Origin of the sequence: Streptomyces tropicalis, assembly GCF_029269835.1 — a bacterium.
Taxonomy (GTDB): domain Bacteria; phylum Actinomycetota; class Actinomycetes; order Streptomycetales; family Streptomycetaceae; genus Streptomyces; species Streptomyces tropicalis.
This window is the reverse complement of record NZ_JARJBB010000001.1, coordinates 813688-829787: the sequence shown is the minus strand read 5'-3', so window position 1 is coordinate 829787 and position 16100 is coordinate 813688. Positions and strand designations below refer to the sequence as shown.

18 protein-coding genes, 1 tRNA gene and 1 riboswitch are annotated in these 16100 nt (G+C 73.0%); of the genes, 13 read left to right on the top strand and 6 right to left on the bottom strand.

Annotation, left to right across the window (positions count from 1 at the left end; translation table 11 throughout):
* The first annotated feature begins 35 nt into the window (after window positions 1–35).
* Window positions 36–533, top strand: coding sequence for a hypothetical protein (locus P3H78_RS03640; protein WP_276107245.1), 498 nt, complete (start codon window positions 36–38; stop codon window positions 531–533).
* A gap of 110 nt (window positions 534–643) precedes the next feature.
* Here P3H78_RS03640 and P3H78_RS03635 read toward each other — a convergent pair whose 3' ends face one another.
* The gene (locus P3H78_RS03635; RefSeq protein WP_276107244.1) at window positions 644–1099 is read right to left on the bottom strand and encodes a type II toxin-antitoxin system PemK/MazF family toxin; all 456 of its coding nucleotides are present in this window, start codon (window positions 1097–1099) and stop codon (window positions 644–646) included.
* A 215-nt stretch (window positions 1100–1314) separates the two neighbouring features.
* On the opposite strand from P3H78_RS03635, the gene P3H78_RS03630 reads away from it, so the two are divergent.
* A complete protein-coding gene (locus tag P3H78_RS03630) occupies window positions 1315–2067 on the top strand; it encodes an MBL fold metallo-hydrolase (RefSeq protein WP_276107243.1) in 753 nt (250 codons plus the stop codon).
* A gap of 65 nt (window positions 2068–2132) precedes the next feature.
* Here the strand turns inward: P3H78_RS03630 and P3H78_RS03625 are convergent, their stop codons facing one another.
* Window positions 2133–3398: a PTS transporter subunit EIIC gene (locus P3H78_RS03625; RefSeq protein ID WP_276107242.1), complete on the bottom strand. Its 1266-nt coding sequence runs from the start codon at window positions 3396–3398 to the stop codon at window positions 2133–2135.
* Window positions 3399–3691: 293 nt separating this feature from the next.
* Window positions 3692–4987, bottom strand: coding sequence for a PTS transporter subunit EIIC (locus tag P3H78_RS03620; protein ID WP_276107241.1), 1296 nt, complete (start codon window positions 4985–4987; stop codon window positions 3692–3694).
* A 187-nt stretch (window positions 4988–5174) separates the two neighbouring features.
* Here P3H78_RS03620 and P3H78_RS03615 point away from each other — a divergent pair, with 187 nt between their 5' ends.
* The 4 genes from P3H78_RS03615 to rdgB all read left to right on the top strand — a co-directional run bounded on the left by P3H78_RS03615 (window position 5175) and on the right by rdgB (window position 7599).
* A complete protein-coding gene (locus tag P3H78_RS03615) occupies window positions 5175–5408 on the top strand; it encodes a PTS sugar transporter subunit IIB (protein ID WP_030810845.1) in 234 nt (77 codons plus the stop codon).
* 174 nt (window positions 5409–5582) lie between these two features.
* On the top strand, window positions 5583–6320 hold the full coding sequence (gene rph, locus P3H78_RS03610) for a ribonuclease PH (RefSeq protein WP_276107240.1): 738 nt from the start codon (window positions 5583–5585) through the stop codon (window positions 6318–6320).
* A 182-nt stretch (window positions 6321–6502) separates the two neighbouring features.
* A complete protein-coding gene (locus P3H78_RS03605) occupies window positions 6503–6895 on the top strand; it encodes a hypothetical protein (protein WP_276107239.1) in 393 nt (130 codons plus the stop codon).
* A 101-nt stretch (window positions 6896–6996) separates the two neighbouring features.
* Window positions 6997–7599: an RdgB/HAM1 family non-canonical purine NTP pyrophosphatase gene (rdgB, locus tag P3H78_RS03600; RefSeq protein ID WP_276107238.1), complete on the top strand. Its 603-nt coding sequence runs from the start codon at window positions 6997–6999 to the stop codon at window positions 7597–7599.
* Between the two features lie 58 nt (window positions 7600–7657).
* Here rdgB and P3H78_RS03595 read toward each other — a convergent pair.
* Window positions 7658–7740, bottom strand: a tRNA-Leu gene (locus tag P3H78_RS03595).
* A 143-nt stretch (window positions 7741–7883) separates the two neighbouring features.
* On the bottom strand, window positions 7884–8351 hold the full coding sequence (gene bcp, locus P3H78_RS03590; RefSeq protein WP_276107237.1) for a thioredoxin-dependent thiol peroxidase: 468 nt from the start codon (window positions 8349–8351) through the stop codon (window positions 7884–7886).
* Between the two features lie 148 nt (window positions 8352–8499).
* On the opposite strand from bcp, the gene P3H78_RS03585 reads away from it, so the two are divergent.
* From P3H78_RS03585 to P3H78_RS03575, 3 genes are all read left to right on the top strand, one after another.
* Complete coding sequence (locus P3H78_RS03585; protein ID WP_276107236.1) at window positions 8500–8829, top strand: DUF3618 domain-containing protein; 330 nt, start codon at window positions 8500–8502, stop codon at window positions 8827–8829.
* A gap of 53 nt (window positions 8830–8882) precedes the next feature.
* Window positions 8883–9239: a GroES family chaperonin gene (locus P3H78_RS03580; protein ID WP_276107235.1), complete on the top strand. Its 357-nt coding sequence runs from the start codon at window positions 8883–8885 to the stop codon at window positions 9237–9239.
* A 60-nt stretch (window positions 9240–9299) separates the two neighbouring features.
* A riboswitch (guanidine-III (ykkC-III) riboswitch) is annotated at window positions 9300–9367 on the top strand.
* A 37-nt stretch (window positions 9368–9404) separates the two neighbouring features.
* Window positions 9405–9725: a DMT family transporter gene (locus P3H78_RS03575; protein WP_276107234.1), complete on the top strand. Its 321-nt coding sequence runs from the start codon at window positions 9405–9407 to the stop codon at window positions 9723–9725.
* Window positions 9726–9777: 52 nt separating this feature from the next.
* Here the strand turns inward: P3H78_RS03575 and P3H78_RS03570 are convergent, their stop codons facing one another.
* On the bottom strand, window positions 9778–12219 hold the full coding sequence (locus P3H78_RS03570) for a transglycosylase domain-containing protein (RefSeq protein WP_276107233.1): 2442 nt from the start codon (window positions 12217–12219) through the stop codon (window positions 9778–9780).
* Between the two features lie 197 nt (window positions 12220–12416).
* On the opposite strand from P3H78_RS03570, the gene P3H78_RS03565 reads away from it, so the two are divergent.
* From P3H78_RS03565 to P3H78_RS03550, 4 genes are all read left to right on the top strand, one after another.
* Window positions 12417–13217, top strand: coding sequence for an ABC transporter permease (locus P3H78_RS03565; RefSeq protein ID WP_276107232.1), 801 nt, complete (start codon window positions 12417–12419; stop codon window positions 13215–13217).
* Between the two features lie 28 nt (window positions 13218–13245).
* The gene (locus tag P3H78_RS03560; RefSeq protein ID WP_276107342.1) at window positions 13246–14094 is read left to right on the top strand and encodes an ABC transporter permease; all 849 of its coding nucleotides are present in this window, start codon (window positions 13246–13248) and stop codon (window positions 14092–14094) included.
* Between the two features lie 145 nt (window positions 14095–14239).
* Complete coding sequence (locus P3H78_RS03555; protein WP_276107341.1) at window positions 14240–15256, top strand: ABC transporter ATP-binding protein; 1017 nt, start codon at window positions 14240–14242, stop codon at window positions 15254–15256.
* A 71-nt stretch (window positions 15257–15327) separates the two neighbouring features.
* A complete protein-coding gene (locus P3H78_RS03550; protein ID WP_276107231.1) occupies window positions 15328–16083 on the top strand; it encodes a DUF1707 domain-containing protein in 756 nt (251 codons plus the stop codon).
* The last annotated feature ends 17 nt before the right edge of the window (window positions 16084–16100 follow it).

Genomic DNA, 16100 nt, shown 5'->3' with positions numbered 1-16100 from the left:
TTGGCAACCCGGGCACAGCAGAAAGGCGGACGCCCATGCGCCGGACGACGCTCCACCGCACCTCCGTCACCGCAGCCGCGGCAGCGGCAGCGGCCCTCCTCCTCGCGGGCTGCGGCACGCAGCACGGCGGTGGCGGCAGCCCCGGGAGCGCGGCCTCCGCCCCTCCGGCCCCGGCCTCCGCGCACCCCTCGGGCTCCGGCAGGGCCCCGGCAGGCTGCGCGGGCCACGCCGAACTCACCGCGGCCGACTCCGGCCGCACCCTCTGCGTCCCGGTCGGCGGCCAGATCCGCCTCCGCCTGGACGGCACCAGGGAGCGGCCCTGGACCCCGGTCCGCACGACCGGCACGGCGCTGCGGGCCGGCAACGCGGGGATCGCCCTCCCGCCCGGCGACGCCGTCGCCGCCTTCGACGCGGTCGCCCCCGGCACGGCCCGGCTGACCGCCTCCCGCCCGCTGTGCGCCACCGGCCCGCAGCGGATCTCCTGCAAGGGCCTGAAGGAATGGACGGTCACGGTGCGGGTGACCGGGTCATGAACGGGCCGAGCGGCCCATGAGCCCCGCCCGCCCGGCCCGGCCCGGACCCGCGGGACCGCCGTCGCGGTCCGCCCCGCGGGCACCGGCCGGGCCGCGCGCGGCGCCCCGGCTCAGCCGGCCAGGTAGCGCACCTGGTCCCACAGGACCGGATCCACCACGCCCACCCGGCGCCGGAACTCCCACACCGGTACCTCCCGCACCTCGCCGGTCTCCAGGAAGCTCGCGCGCCCCTGCGCGTCCCCGACCGAACCGGGGGGCAGCGGGATGACCCCGGTCCGCTCGTCGTGGTACTTGCTGGTGATCTTGGCGACCCGGGCCCGCTTCCCGCGCACGGACAGCACCAGGCACGGACGGTCCTTCGTCCCCGGCCCGTTCTCGAACGGCACGTTCGCCCACCAGATCTCCGCCGGCTGCGGCCGCGCCCCTCGGCCCCGGCCCGCCGGGCGCCCGGGCGGCCGCGTCCGCCGTCCCCCGGGGCGCCTGCCCCGCCCCCACCCGTCCACGAGCGTGGCGACCAGCGCCAGCAGCACCACCGCCGCGAGCGCCAGCCACCAGGACGTGTCCATGGGGACGACGTTACCGGCGCGCGATCCCGTGCGCGCGCCCTTCTCCACTCCTCGTGCGCCCCGCGACCAGCCGAACCGGTGACACCACAGGTGAGTTCGCCCACAACCGCCCGTACCGGAGGAGCGACCGGGCGTTTCGCGCCTTACGCTCGACGGACCGCACGACCCCCGTCACCTTCTGTATGTGTTTTCCCGCCAGCGGAGGTTTCTGCTCCATGAAGCTCACCGTCGTCGGCTGCTCGGGGTCGTTCCCGTCCGCGGAATCGGCCTGCTCGAGCTACCTCGTAGAGGCCGACGGCTTCCGGCTGCTCCTCGACATGGGCAACGGCGCCCTCGGCGAGCTGCAGCGCCACTGCGGTCTCTACGACCTCGACGCCATCTTCCTCAGCCATCTCCACGCCGACCACTGCATCGACATGCTCGGCTATTTCGTCGCGCGCTACTACCGCCACGACGGCGGCCGCTGCGCGCCCCTGCCGGTCCACGGACCCGAGGGCACCGAGCAGCGGCTCACCACGGCCTACGCCGACACCCCCAGCGCCTCGTCGATGAGCGAGGTCTTCGACTTCCACACGGTCAAGCCGGGCACCTTCGACATCGGCCCGTTCACCGTGCACACCGAGCGGGTGGCCCATCCCGTGGAGGCCTACGGCATCCGCATCGAGCACGGCGGCCGGACGCTGACGTACTCGGGGGACTCCGGAGTCAGCCCCGTGCTGGAGGAACTCGCCCGGGACGCCGACCTGTTCCTGTGCGAGGCCGCCTTCACGTACGGCAAGGAGGCCATCCCCGACCTGCACCTCAACGGCCGTGAGGCGGGCGGGACGGCCGCCCGGGCCGGCGCCCGGCGCCTGCTGCTCACCCACATCCCGCCGTGGACCGACCCGCAGGTCAACCTCGCCGACGCCCGCGCGGTCTACCCCGGGCCCGCCGAACTGGCGGTGGCCGGGGCCTCGTACGAGATCTGAGCCCGCACGTGCGACGGCCCCGGAACCACAGGGTTCCGGGGCCGTCGCACGGCTGCGGGCGGGGCCTACCTGGCCTCGGCCTTCTGCAGTTCGGCGATCTCCTCGTCCGACTCCCGGCCCGGTGTGGGCAGGTTGAAGCGGGTGATCGCGAACCGGAAGACCACGTAGTAGACCACGCCGAAGCACAGGCCCACCAGGAGCAGCCCCCACGGGTTGCTCGCGATGCCGATGTTCAGCCCGAAGTCGACCGCGCCCGCCGAGAAGCCGAACCCGTCCTTCATGCCCAGCGCCCAGGTCAGCGCCATCGAGACGCCCGTGAGCACCGCGTGGATCGCGTACAGGACCGGCGCGATGAACATGAACGTGAACTCGATCGGCTCGGTCACGCCGGTGACGAAGGAGGTCAGCGCGATCGAGAACATCATGCCGCCGACCACCTTGCGGCGCTCCGGACGGGCGCAGTGCACCATCGCCAGGCAGGCCGCCGGGAGGCCGAACATCATGATCGGGAAGAAGCCGGTCATGAACTGGCCCGCGCTCGGGTCGCCGGCCAGGAAGCGGGCGATGTCGCCGCTCTTGCCGTGGTACTCGCCGGCCTGGAACCAGGGGAAGGAGTTCAGCAGGTGGTGCATGCCGATCGGGATCAGGGCACGGTTGGCGACGCCGAAGATGCCGGCGCCGACGGCACCCGAACCCACCAGCCACTCACCGAAGTTGTGCAGGCCGGTGCCGAGAACCGGCCATATGTAGCCGAAGACGATGCCGATCACCAGGCCCGCGAAGGCCGACAGGATCGGGACCAGGCGGCGGCCGCCGAAGAAGCCCGCCCAGTCCGGCAGCCTGGTCCGGTGGAAGCGCTGGTAGAGCAGTGCCACCACCAGGCCCATCACCACGCCGCCGAGGACCTTGGCGTCCACCGGTGCGTCCACCATGACGACCTTGCCGTCGACGGCCTGCGCCACCTTCGGCAGGTTCTTGTCGGTGAACGTGCCGAGCACGTTCTTGAAGACCAGGTAGCCGACGACGGCCGCCAGCGCGGTCGATCCGTCCGACTTCTTGGCGAAGCCGATCGCGATGCCCACGGCGAACAGCAGGGCCATGTTGTCGAGGATCGCGTTGCCGCCGGCGGCCATGAAGCCCGCGATCTTCGTGAGGAACGTGGGGAAGGACGGGCGGCCCAGCATGTCGTTGTTGCCGAGGCGCACCAGCAGGGCCGCCGCGGGCAGCACCGCCACCGGCAGCATGAGGCTGCGGCCGATGCGCTGCAGCACGGCCATCACGCCGGCGCCCTTCTTCTTCTCGGCCGCGGGAGCGGCGCTGGCCGTGGTCACAACTTCCTCCAGTGGGCATGGCGCCGCCCGGGACAGGAGAAGGGGGGACGGCGGCGTCTCTGGTCTACACCACCCAGTGGTGTAGACCTGTTGTAGCACGATGAAGGCCGTGCAAGGAACCCGCGAATCCCGCTACCGCGGCGCTACGCCCCGTGCCCGCCGCCGGGCCGGAACAGCGCCCCCCGGCCGCCCCTCCCGGAACCCCGCGCGCCCCTTCGTCCCCTTGATCCCCCGGTCTCCCCGGGCTCCTCTCCGTCCCCGGTCCCCTTCTGCGTCCGGCCGCGCCCCGGCGCTCACGCCCGGGTGGTGTCCTCCACCTGGTCCTCCGGCTCCCGCCCCGGAGTCCGCAGGTCGAACCGTGTGATGGCGAAGCGGAACACCGCGTAGTACACCGCCGCGAAGCAGAGTCCGATCGGCACGATCGCCCACGGCTTCGTCGCCAGGTTCCAGTTGATCACGTAGTCGATCAGGCCCGCCGAGAAGCTGAACCCGTCGTGCACCCCCAGCCCCCACGTCACCGCCATCGACACGCCCGTCAGCAGCGCGTGCACCGCGTACAGCAGCGGCGCGACGAACAGGAACGAGTACTCCAGCGGCTCCGTGATCCCGGTGACGAACGACGTCAGCGCCACCGACAGCATCAGCCCGCCGACCTCCTTGCGGCGGGCCGGCCGCGCGCAGTGCGTGATCGCCAGCGCCGCCGCCGGCAGCGCGAACATCATGATCGGGAAGAAGCCCGAGGTGAACTGGCCCGCGTTCGGGTCGCCCGCCAGGAACATGTTGATGTCGCCGTGCACCACCGTGCCGTCGGGCTTGGTGTAGCTGCCGAACTGGAACCACAGCGGCACGTTCAGGAACTGGTGCAGGCCCACCACCAGCAGCGACCGGTTCGCGACGCCGAAGACGCCGGCCCCCCAGGCCCCCAGGGCGTGCAGCCAGTCGCTGAACCGCTCCAGCGCGTCCCCGACCGGCGGCCACACCCACAGGCACACCACCGCGACCCCGATCGCCACGAACGCCATGATGATCGGCACCAGCCGGCGCCCGTTGAAGAAGCCCAGCCAGTCCACCAGACGCGTCCGGTGGAACCGCTGCCAGAAGAAGGCGGCCAGCAGCCCCATCACGATCCCGCCGAAGACCCCCGGGTTCTGGAAGGTGAACGCGGTCATGCCCCCGTCCACCGCACGGCAGCCGAAGTCCGGCACCACCGTCGACCCGCCCGGGCACATCGGGAACTGCCGCAGCACGTTGTAGTAGACGAGGAAGCCCGCCACCGCCGCCAGCGCGGTCGACCCGTCCGCCTTCTTCGCCATCCCGATCGCCACGCCGACGCAGAACAGCAGCGGCAGCCCGAGGGACCCGTCCAGCAGGGCGCCCCCCGCGCCCGTCATCACCTTCGACACGTCGGTCCAGCCGAGCCCCTGCGCCCCGAACACGTCCGGCTGACCCAGCCGGTTCAGGATGCCCGCCGCCGGCAGCACGGCGATCGGCAGCTGAAGGCTGCGGCCCATCTTCTGCAGGCCCCCGAAGAGCGCGTGCAGGCGCTCGCGCGCGGGGCCGGGTGTGGCGTCGGCGCTGGCGGCACTCATGGGTGTCCCTCCGGACTCCTCGGCGCGGGACCGCGTTTGGCCACCGCCCCCACGGTGGTGTAGACCAGTCGACGGCGGCTTCCGTCGTCGTGAACGCCATCATCGGCCGACCGCGGCACGGGCGCTCGCAAAGATGGGCCAACTGTGGGTTACTGCGACAAAGCAGTCCGGATCAGGGAGAAGTGCTATGGCCACCAAGGCTGAGAAGATCGTCGCCGGACTCGGCGGTATCGACAACATCGACGAGGTCGAAGGGTGCATCACCCGGCTCCGCACCGAGGTCCACGACGCCTCCCTCGTCGACGAGGCAGCCCTCAAGGCCGCCGGTGCCCACGGCGTCGTCAAGATGGGCACCGCCATCCAGGTCGTCATCGGCACGGACGCCGACCCCATCGCGGCGGAGATCGAAGACATGATGTGAACCGCCGGACCCAGGGCCGCCCCGACGGCCTCCCGGCGCCCGCCCGCAGGGGCTCCCTCCCCAGGGAAGGAGCCCCCTCGCACGCCCGGCCCGCCCCCGCGCCCCACGGCCCGCCCGCCCCGCACCACCGGCCGGGGCGACACGCGCCCGCCCGCAGGGCCTAGGCTCGGCACCATGTCTCGAATCGACGGCCGCACCGCCGAACAACTCCGTCCCGTCACCATCGAACGCGGCTGGAGCAAGCACGCCGAGGGCTCCGTCCTCGTCTCCTTCGGCGACACCAAGGTCCTCTGCACCGCCTCGGTCACCGAAGGCGTCCCCCGCTGGCGCAAGGGCAGCGGCGAAGGCTGGGTCACCGCCGAGTACGCCATGCTGCCCCGCGCCACCAACACCCGCGGCGACCGCGAGTCCGTCAAGGGCCGCATCGGCGGCCGCACCCACGAGATCTCCCGCCTCATCGGCCGCTCGCTGCGCTCCGTCGTCGACTACAAGGCCCTCGGTGAGAACACCGTCGTCCTCGACTGCGACGTCCTCCAGGCCGACGGCGGCACCCGCACCGCCGCCATCACCGGCGCCTACGTCGCCCTCGCCGACGCGATCACCTGGGCCCAGGGCAGGAAGCTGATCCGTGCCGGCCGCAAGCCCCTCACCGGCACCGTCAGCGCCGTCTCCGTCGGCATCGTGGCCGGTGTCCCCCTCCTCGACCTCTGCTACGAGGAAGACGTCCGCGCCGACACCGACATGAACGTCGTCTGCACCGGCGACGGCCGCTTCGTCGAGGTCCAGGGCACCGCCGAGGCCGAGCCCTTCGCCCGCGACGAGCTCAACGCCCTCCTCGACCTCGCCACCGCCGGCTGCACCGACCTCGCCGCCCTCCAGAACAAGGCCCTCGCCGCCACGCTCACCGACTGAACGGCCCCGGCACCCGCGGCCCCGGCGGCACCACGAGGCAGAAGGGAACCCGAGCGACCCCGCCGGACCCGGCAACCCCGCCACGCGGCCCCGCGTCCCTACCGGTACGGGCGTACGGCGCACCGCCGTACGCCCGGCCGCACACCGGGCCGCCCGACGGCCGCACCGGGGAGGGACCCGCCATGGCCGCCGACCGCCACCGACGCACCGTCCGCACCGCCGCCGCGGCCGCCGCCCTCACCGCCGCCGTGCTCACCGGCTGCGGAGCCGTCGACCGGACCCTCGACTGCGTCCGCACCGCCGACTCCGTCGCCGACGGCGTCACCGACCTCCAGCAGGCCGTCGAGAACGCGGCCGGCGGCCCCGCCCGCGCCGACGCCGCCCTCACCGCCATCGACGAGGACCTCCGCGCCCTCGGCGACCGCACCCGCAACGCCGACGTCAACCGCGCCGTCGACCACCTCACCACCGCCGCCGGCACCGTCCGCACCGCCCTGGACACCGGCGACCGGACCCCCGACCTCACCCCCGTCACCGACGCAGCCGGCGAACTCACCAAGGTCTGCACCCCGTAGCACCCGGCCCCCGCGGCCCCCGGGCCCGCAGAACCGCCACCGCGGCCCGGCAGCCCCGGGCGGCCCCCGGCGCCCGCAGCCCGCCCGCGATACTGGACCGCATGACCCGCCTGATCCTCGCCACCCGCAACGCCGGCAAGATCACCGAACTCCGGTCGATCCTCACCGGAGCCGGACTGCCCCACGACCTCGTCGGCGCCGACGCCTACCCCGACGTGGCCGACGTCAAGGAGACCGGTGTCACCTTCGCCGAGAACGCGCTGCTGAAGGCCCACGCCCTCGCCCGAGCGACCGGCCTGCCCGCCGTCGCCGACGACTCCGGGCTCTGCGTCGACGTCCTCGGCGGCGCCCCAGGCATCTTCTCCGCCCGCTGGGCGGGCCGCCACGGCGACGACCGGGCCAACCTCGACCTGCTCCTCGCCCAGCTCTCCGACATCGACGACGCACACCGCGCCGCCCACTTCGCCTGCGCCGCGGCGCTCGCCCTGCCCGACGGCACCGAACGGGTGGTCGAGGGCCGCCTCACCGGCACCCTGCGCCACGCCCCGTCCGGCAACGGCGGCTTCGGCTACGACCCGATCCTCCAGCCCGACGGCGACACCCGCACCTGCGCCGAACTGACCCCCGACGAGAAGAACGCCATCAGCCACCGCGGCAAGGCCTTCCGCGCACTCGTGCCGGTGGTGCGGGAGCTTCTGGGGTAGTACCCGGGGTAGGACACGACGGTGGGGCCGTCGAGACGACGGCCCCACCCTCTCGCTGTGCGGCCGATGGGAGTCGAACCCACATGGGCAAACGCCCCGAGGCACCTAAAACCTCTGCTTATACCGTTCAGCAACGGCCGCATGCCCACCCATGCTATCGGGGACGGGGTGTCCGTCCACAAGGGACGCGGCCTCCCGCCCCGGCGCCACGCCTGCGCCGGTGCATGCCAGTTGGGGCCCGCGCCGGGGAGGGGAAGCGCGGGCCGCCGGTGGGTCTTCGGGGGTCAGATCCCCAGATCCTTGATGATCTTGGCTACGTGGCCCGTCGCCTTGACGTTGTACAGGGCGCGTTCGACCCGGCCCTCCTCGTCGACGACCACCGTGGAGCGGATGACGCCGACGACCGTCTTGCCGTAGAGCTTCTTCTCGCCGTACGCGCCGTAGGACTCCAGGACCTGCTTGTCGGGGTCGGCGAGGAGGGTGACCCGGAGGTCCTCCTTGTCGCGGAACTTCGCCAGCTTCTCCGGCTTGTCGGGGGAGATGCCGATGACGTCGTACCCGGCGCCGGCCAGCAGGTCGAGGTTGTCGGTGAAGTCGCAGGCCTGCTTGGTGCAGCCGGGGGTGAGGGCGGCGGGGTAGAAGTAGACGATGACCTTGCGGCCCTTGCGGTCGGCCAGCGACACCTCCCGGCCGTCGGCGTCGGGGAGGGTGAAGGCGGGGGCCGGGTCCCCGGGCTGGAGTCGCTCGGTCATCGGGCTGGTCTCCTCGTACGTGGATCGGTGGCGGTGCGGCTGTCGTGCCGTCCCGGTCCGAGGGTAACCGGGGGTGCCGACAGCGCGGCCGGACCGAGAGCTGACAGACTGTCCAGAACACGCATCAGTTGACATGGGAGGCGCTGCGGTGGCGGACACGGCGGACACCAGGACCCCGGCTGAGATCGAGGCGGACATCAAGCGCCGCCGCGCGGTCCTGGCCGACACCCTGGACGAGATCGGGGTGCGGGTGCACCCCAAGACCATCGTCGGGGACGCCAAGGCGAAGGTCGTCTCCCATGTCGACCACACCCTCGGCCGGGCCTATGTGCAGGTCAACCGGGTCGTGACGGAGGTGCGGGCGCAGTTCGTGGACGAGGAGGGTGCGCCGCGTCCGGAGCGGATCGTGCCGGTGGCGCTGGTGGCCGCCGGGGTGGTCGGTCTGGTCGTGGTGGGGCTGCGGCGCCGCCGCGCCTGAGCAGCGGGCACCCGGCCGCGTACGGACGGGCCGAAGGCAGGTAGGTTCGAGACGTGAGCGCCAACAGCAGAGAGCACAGCCCCCACCACGACAAGCTCCCCATCCGGATGCTGCACGACCGCGTGCTGGTCCGGCAGGACACGAGCGAGGGCGAGCGCCGGTCGGGCGGAGGCATCCTGATTCCCGCGACGGCGGCGGTCGGCCGCCGGCTGGCGTGGGCCGAGGTCGTCGCGGTCGGGCAGAACGTCCGGACGGTGGAGCCGGGCGACCGTGTCCTGTACGACCCGGAGGACCGTGCGGAGGTCGAGGTGCGGGGTGTCGCGTACGTGCTGATGCGCGAGCGCGACCTGCACGCGGTCGCGGCGGACCGGTTCGAGGGGTCGGAGGACTCCACGGGGCTGTACCTGTAGGCGTCCCGAAGCTGTCCGGAGAGGGGCTGGTGACCATGGTCACCAGCCCCTCTCCGGCGTTCTGTTGCTAGCGTGGGCGGTACCCGACGAGACGCGCCGTACCGGGACCGAGGCAAAGACGACGCACCCGTGCAGTGTTCCGTTCGTCGTCCCGGAGGTGCCGTCATGGCCTGGGTTCTGCTCGTCGTCGCCGGCCTGCTGGAGGTCGGCTGGTCGGTGGGGCTGAAGTACACCGACGGGTTCAGCCGCCCGCTGCCGAGCGTGCTGACCGGGGCGGCCGTCGTCGCCAGCATGTACCTGCTGTCCTGCGCCGCGCGTTCCCTGCCCATCGGCACCGCCTACGGCGTGTGGGTGGGCATCGGGGCGGCCGGTGCGGCGGTGGCCGGCATGTGGCTGCTGGGGGAGCCGGTGACCGCCGCCCGGGTCTTCTTCGTGGGGCTGCTGCTGGTCGCCGTGGTGGGGCTCAGGGCGACGTCCGGGCACTGACCGCCCGGAGGGGCGGCCGGTGCCGTCGGGGGTCCGGCCGCCGCGCGGGTGGTCACTGCCGTCGTGCGGGCGGGGTGGACGGTCCTCCGGTGCCCGTCGTGGTGCCGCCGTCCCCGGTGGTGCCGCCCGCGGGCCCGCCCGGGGTCCCCGAGGTGCCGCCGTCCGCGGTGCCGCCGGTGGTCGGGGTGGGCGTGCCGCCGGGCGTGCCGCCGTCCGTGCCGCCCCCGCCGGCCGCGGTGCCGCCCCCGGTGCCGCCGTCGGTCGCCGGGGTGCCGCCGGTGCTGCTGCCGGGGCCGCCGGCGCCGCCGTCGGACTGCCCCTGGTCCAGGCCGCCGGTGCCGCGGCCCCCGGTGTCCTGGCCGTAGGTGTCGCCGCCGTCGGTCATGCCGCCGTAGTCCTCGTAGCCGGTACCGGGACTCTGCCACGGGTCGGTGCTCGCCGGGTCCGAGGGGTCCGTCTCGTCGGCGCCGGGCTGGATCTGGAGGTCGAAGTCGGTGGCCGGGGTGTCCTTGAGGGCGTCCCGGGTGAACTGGGCCCAGATGGCGGTGGGTGCGCCGCTGCCGTTGGTGCGGGCGAGGCCGAGGGCGCCGTAGAGGGACTTGTGGGCGGCGGTGACCGGGTCCTGGCCCATGACGGAGACGACGGTGGCGAGGTCGGGGGTGTAGCCGGCGAACCAGGCGGCGGTGTCCTCCTCGGCGGTGCCGGTCTTGCCCGCGGCGGGCCGGCCGACGGCCTGGGCGGGGGTGCCGGTGCCGCTCTGGACGACGCTCTGCAGGACGGCGGTGGTGGTGTCGGCGGCCTCGCGGCTGACGGCCTGCGAGGTGCCGCCGTGGGGGAGGTCGACGACCTCGGTGCCGTTCCGGGTGACCTTGTCGATCATCGTGAAGGTGCCGCGTTCGCCGTGGTTGGCGAGGGTGGCGTAGGCCTGGGCCATGTCCAGGACGCTGGCGGTGGCCGGCCCGAGCGCGATGGACGGGGTGGCGGTCAGGTCGGGGGTGGACGCGGGGAGACCGAGGGCGGTCGCGGTCTGCTCGACCTTCTCCGGGCCGACGTCCACGGCCATCTGCGCGTACACGGCGTTGACGGAGAGGTCGGTCGCCTTGCCGACGGTGATGTCGCCGTAGGAGCGCCCGTCCTCGTTCTCGGGGGCGTACGGGCCGCCGCTCCAGCCCTGGACGGGGCGCCTGCTGGTGCCGTCGTAGACGGTGTTGGGGGTGATCATGCGGCCGTCGCCGGTCTCCGAGTGGTTCTGCACGGCCGCGGCGAACACGAACGGCTTGAAGGTGGAGCCGACCTGGAAGTCCCGCCGGGTGGCGTTGGGGGTGTACTGCTTGACGTAGTCGACGCCGTTGTACATGGCGACGACCTTGCCGGTCTTGGGGTCGACGGCGGCGCCGCCGGCCCGCACGTACCCGTCCACCGTGCGGTTCTTGGGGTCCAGCTTGGACATCAGCTGGTCGTCGACGGCCTTGACGAAGGCGTCCTGCTTGTCCTTCTGCAGGGTGGTGGTGATGCGGTAGCCGCCGCCGGCGAGTTCCTCGTCGTCGAGGATCTTGTTGGCGGCGAGGTAGTCGCGGATGATCCGGACGAGGTAGCCGCGCTGCCCGGACATGCCGACGGAGGCGGTGGACTCCTTCGGCACGGGGAACTTCAGCCCGGCCCGTTCGGTGCGGTCGAGCCAGCCCTGCTTGACCATGCCGTCGAGGACGTAGTTCCAACGGGCCACGGCGGAGGCCCTGTTCTCCGGGTGGGACACGACGTCGTACTCGCTGGGCGCGTTGACCAGGGCGGCGAGGTAGGCGGCGCGGGCCGGGTCGAGGTCCTTGGCCTTCACACCGTAGTAGGCCTGGGCGGCTGCCTGGATGCCGTAGGCGTTGCGGCCGAAGTAGCTGGTGTTCAGGTAGCCCTGGAGGATCTCGTTCTTGGACACGGTGCGGTCCAGCTTGATCGAGATGAAGAACTCCTTCACCTTGCGGGTGACGGTCTGTTCCTGGCCCAGGTAGTAGTTCTTCACGTACTGCTGCGTGATCGTGGAGCCGGACTGCCTGCCCTTGCCGGTGGCGGTGTTCCAGGCGGCGCGCAGCATGGCCTGCGGGTCGACGGCGGACTCGGTGTAGAAGTCGCGGTCCTCGGCGGCCAGGACGGCGTGCTGGGCCGTGGCGGAGACCTGGTCGAGGGAGACCTTCTCCCGGTTGACCTCGCCGTCGCGGGCGATCTCGGTGCCGTCGGCGTAGAGGTAGACGTTGCTCTGCTTCAGGGCCAGGGCGTTGGCGGGCGGGATCTTGACCAGGGAGTAGCCGAGGAAGAAGGCGCCGACCACCAGCAGGACGGCGACGAGGACGCCGCCGAGCACCGTGCGCCAGGTGGGGAGGAGCCGGCGCATTCCGGTCCGGGCCGGTCTCCCGGCGGGCCCGCCCCCCGCTGCGGGTGCCGCCGGTGACTGCGCCGGCGTCCCGCCCTCGTCCGGCTGCTGCGGCTTCGGCTCGTCGCTCATCTCGTGCTCGGACTCCTGTTTCGTCGTACGTCTCCGTACGCCATCAAGCGCCTTCTGCGCCCCTGTCGAAGACTGCCGCACCCTGTGTTCCGTTCCCCGGCGGGGGCGGCTGCCGGGTGCGGAAAATACGTGGCACGCCGGGGGTGCGCGCACTAGGCTCCTGCGCTTCGGTGTCGGCGAACCTGGAGGGCGGTCGAGTGGGCGCTGGACGGTTGTACGCGGCCGTCGCGGCGGGGGGGTTCAGACGGTACGCGACGTACCGGGTGGCCACGGCGGCCGGGGTGTTCACCAACACGGTTTTCGGCCTCATCCTCGTGTACACGTATCTTGCGCTGTGGGACGTGCGACCGCACCTCGGTGGATACGACCGTGCACAAGCCGTGACATACGTGTGGCTGGGGCAGGCGTGCCTGGCGGCGCTGGCGATCGGGGGCGGCGGCGTCGAGGACGAGCTGATCGAGCGCATCCGTACGGGTGACATCGCGATCGACCTCTACCGGCCTGCGGACCTCCAGCTGTGGTGGCTGGCCGGTGATCTGGGGCGGGCGGTGTTCCAGCTGCTGGGCCGGGGCGTGGCGCCCTTCGTGCTGGGGTCGTTGCTGTTCCCGGTGGCACTGCCGTCGGACGTGCTGACCTGGACCGCGTTCCTGGGGACGGTGCTGCTGGCGATGCTGGTGAGCTTCGGGATCCGCTATCTGGTGGCGCTGAGCACCTTCTGGCTGATGGACGGCAGGGGGGCGCTGCAGATGATGATGATCACCGGGTTCTTCTGCTCGGGGATGCTGCTGCCGCTGAACGTCTTCCCGGGCGCCCTGGGCGACGTCGTGCGGGTGCTGCCGTGGTCGTCGCTGCTGCAGGCCCCGGCGGACGTGCTGCTGGGACGGGCCGGGGCGCTCGGCACGTATCTCTTCCAGGCGGCGTGGGCGGTGGCGCTGCTGCTGGCGGGGCGTCTGCTGCAGTCGGTGGCGACGCGGCGGGTGGTGGTCCAGGGTGGGTGAGCGCGGGGGCGTCCGGGAGCGCGGCGCCGTGGAGCTGGGGCCGGCCGGGTCCGGCGGGCGGGAGCCGGGGCGGCTGCGGGAGGGCCTGCGGGTGTACCGGCTGGTGGCGGGGGCGTGGATCCGGTCGACGATGGCGTACCGCGCCTCTTTCGTGATGACCGCGTTCGGGAACTTCGCCTCGACCGCGCTGGACTTCGTGGCGATCCTGCTGATGTTCACGCGGGTCGACGGGCTGGCGGGCTGGTCGCTGCCGGACGTCGCCTTCCTGTACGGCCTGTCGGCGACGTCGTTCGGGCTGGCGGACCTCGCCGTCGGCTCGGTGGAGGGGCTGGGCCGCCGGGTCCGGGACGGCACGCTGGACCTGCTGTTCCTGCGGCCCGCGCCGGTGCTGGCGCAGCTGGCGGCGGACCGGTTCGCGCTGCGCCGGCTGGGCCGGATCACCCAGGGCCTGCTGGTGCTCGGCTGGGCGCTGGCCGCGGTGGACGTGGCGTGGACGCCGCTGAAGGTGCTGTTGATGCCGGTGATGGTGGTGAGCGGCGGGGTGATCTTCGGTGCGGTGTTCGTGGGCGGCTCGGCCTTCCAGTTCGCCGCGCAGGACGCCTCCGAGGTGCAGAACGCCTTCACCTACGGCGGCGTCACCCTGTTGCAGTACCCGCCGACGGTGTTCGCGCGGGAGCTGGTGCGCGGGGTGACCTTCGTGCTGCCGCTCGCCTTCGTCGACTGGGTGCCGGCGTCGTACGTGCTCGGGCGGCCGCTTCCGCTGGACCTGCCGGCCTGGACGGCGTTCCTGCCGCCGCTGGTGGCGGCGGTCTGCTGTGCGCTCGCGGGGCTGGCCTGGCGGGCGGGCGTGCGGTCGTACCGGAGCACGGGGAGCTGAGCCGGGGGCGTACCCCCTTCCGCGGTACGGCGGGTGGCGGTGGCGGGCGACGGTGGGCGGTGGGCGGGACGGCGAACTCACGGAAGGCGGTGCGGTGGTGGACGGTGGCACGGTGGGCGAGGGGACCCCGGACGGCGCGGACGCGGTGAACGCGGCGGCGGACGGCGGGAGGACGGCCGGTGCGGGGGCGGGGGGCGGGTTCATCGAACTCGACCGGGTCGAGAAGGTCTTCGCGGTGCGCCGCAGGACCGGCCTTCTGCGCAGCGAGCGACGGGAGGTGCGGGCGGTCGACGCGCTCTCCTTCACCGTGGCGCGCGGCGAGATGGTCGGCTACATCGGGCCGAACGGCGCCGGCAAGTCGACCACGGTGAAGATGCTCACCGGCATCCTGACGCCGAGCGGCGGCCGGCTGCGGGTGGCCGGCATCGACCCCGCACGCGAGCGGACCCGGCTCGCGCAGCGCATCGGGGTGGTGTTCGGGCAGCGCACCACGCTGTGGTGGGACCTGCCGCTCATCGACTCCTACCGGCTGATGCACCGCATGTACCGCATCCCCCGGGCGCGTTACCGGGAGAACCTCGACCGCTGCGTCGAACTCCTCGAACTCGGCGACCTGCTGGACGTCCCGGTGCGCCAGCTGTCGCTGGGCCAGCGGATGCGCGGCGACATCGCCGCCGCACTGCTGCACGACCCGGAGGTGCTGTACCTCGACGAGCCGACGATCGGCCTGGACGTCGTCAGCAAGGCCAGGGTCCGCGAGTTCCTGCGGGACCTGAACGCCGAGCGCGGCACCACGGTGCTGCTCACCACCCACGACCTCCAGGACATCGAGCAGGTGTGCTCGCGGGTCATGGTCATCGACCACGGCCGTCTGGTGTACGACGGTCCGCTCGCCGGGCTGCACGAGGCGGGCGGGAGCGAACGCGTCCTGGTGGTCGACCTGGAGCGCGAGCTGCCGCCGATCGAGGCGCCGCCCGCGCGTGTGGTGCGGGTCGAGGGCCCCCGCCAGTGGCTGGCCTTCCCGGCGGCGCAGTCGGCGGCACCGCTGGTGGCGCGGATCGCCGCCGAACACCCGCTGGTGGACCTGTCGGTGCGCGAGCCGGACATCGAGGCGGTGATCGCCCGCATGTATGCGGCCACGGCCCCGGTCACCCCGCCGTAGCCCCGCGGACGGCCCGGTGCCGCGGGGCGAGGGGGGTGCCTGCCGCCCCGGGAACTCGTAGGCTGCTGCCCATGACCGACGATGCCCCGGAGCTGCGCGCCTCCGACGCCGATCGTGAACGAGTCGCCGAGGTCCTGCGGGACGCCGTGGCCGAGGGGCGCCTGGACATGGAGGAGTTCGGGGAGCGCCTGGAGGCCGCCTACCGGGCCCGCACGTACGGCGAACTGGCGCCGCTCACCCGGGACCTCCCGGGGGCCGGGGTCCCGGCTCCGGTGGTGTCCCTGAGCAAGGAGCCTGCTCCCCGGGGAAGTTGGGCGGCCCGGATCCTCGACAGCCGGGACGAGGCCGCCCCGTCGTGGGCCGTCGCCGTCATGTCCGGGTTCCAGCGCAAGGGGCGCTGGACCATGCCGCGGCGGCTCACCTGCTTCGCCTTCTGGGGCGGCGGCGAGATCGACCTGCGCGAGGCGGACTTCGCCGCCCGGGAGGTGGAGATCAACTGCGTGGCGATCATGGGCGGCGTGGAGGTGATCGTCCCGCCGGGCGTCGAGGTCGTCGTCCGCGGTGTCGGCATCATGGGCGGCTTCGACCACGGCGAGGAGGGCGTGCCGGCCGAGCCGGGCGCCCCGCGCGTGGTCGTCACCGGCCTCGCCCTCTTCGGCGGGGTCGGGATCGAGCGCAAGGTGACCCGGGCGGAGCGGATGCGGCTGAAGGAGCAGCGCCGGCAGGAGCGGCTGGACCGCCGCAGCGAGCGGCGCGAGCTGCAGTCCGCCCGCCGCGAGGAGCGCTGGCAGACCCGGGACCGCCGGCGGCAGGGCCACGGGCACTAGCTAGGCCGGCGCGCGGG

Coding starts and splice junctions, on each gene's coding strand:
- bcp (WP_276107237.1), bottom strand. CDS start 8,351: ATGACCGAGCGACTCCAGCCCGGGGACCCGGCCCCCGCCTTCACCCTC.
- P3H78_RS03570 (WP_276107233.1), bottom strand. CDS start 12,219: ATGAGCGACGAGCCGAAGCCGCAGCAGCCGGACGAGGGCGGGACGCCG.
- P3H78_RS03615 (WP_030810845.1), top strand. CDS start 5,175: ATGGCCACCAAGGCTGAGAAGATCGTCGCCGGACTCGGCGGTATCGAC.
- P3H78_RS03640 (WP_276107245.1), top strand. CDS start 36: ATGCGCCGGACGACGCTCCACCGCACCTCCGTCACCGCAGCCGCGGCA.
- P3H78_RS03620 (WP_276107241.1), bottom strand. CDS start 4,987: ATGAGTGCCGCCAGCGCCGACGCCACACCCGGCCCCGCGCGCGAGCGC.
- rph (WP_276107240.1), top strand. CDS start 5,583: ATGTCTCGAATCGACGGCCGCACCGCCGAACAACTCCGTCCCGTCACC.
- P3H78_RS03575 (WP_276107234.1), top strand. CDS start 9,405: ATGGCCTGGGTTCTGCTCGTCGTCGCCGGCCTGCTGGAGGTCGGCTGG.
- P3H78_RS03635 (WP_276107244.1), bottom strand. CDS start 1,099: ATGGACACGTCCTGGTGGCTGGCGCTCGCGGCGGTGGTGCTGCTGGCG.
- rdgB (WP_276107238.1), top strand. CDS start 6,997: ATGACCCGCCTGATCCTCGCCACCCGCAACGCCGGCAAGATCACCGAA.
- P3H78_RS03550 (WP_276107231.1), top strand. CDS start 15,328: ATGACCGACGATGCCCCGGAGCTGCGCGCCTCCGACGCCGATCGTGAA.
- P3H78_RS03605 (WP_276107239.1), top strand. CDS start 6,503: ATGGCCGCCGACCGCCACCGACGCACCGTCCGCACCGCCGCCGCGGCC.
- P3H78_RS03630 (WP_276107243.1), top strand. CDS start 1,315: ATGAAGCTCACCGTCGTCGGCTGCTCGGGGTCGTTCCCGTCCGCGGAA.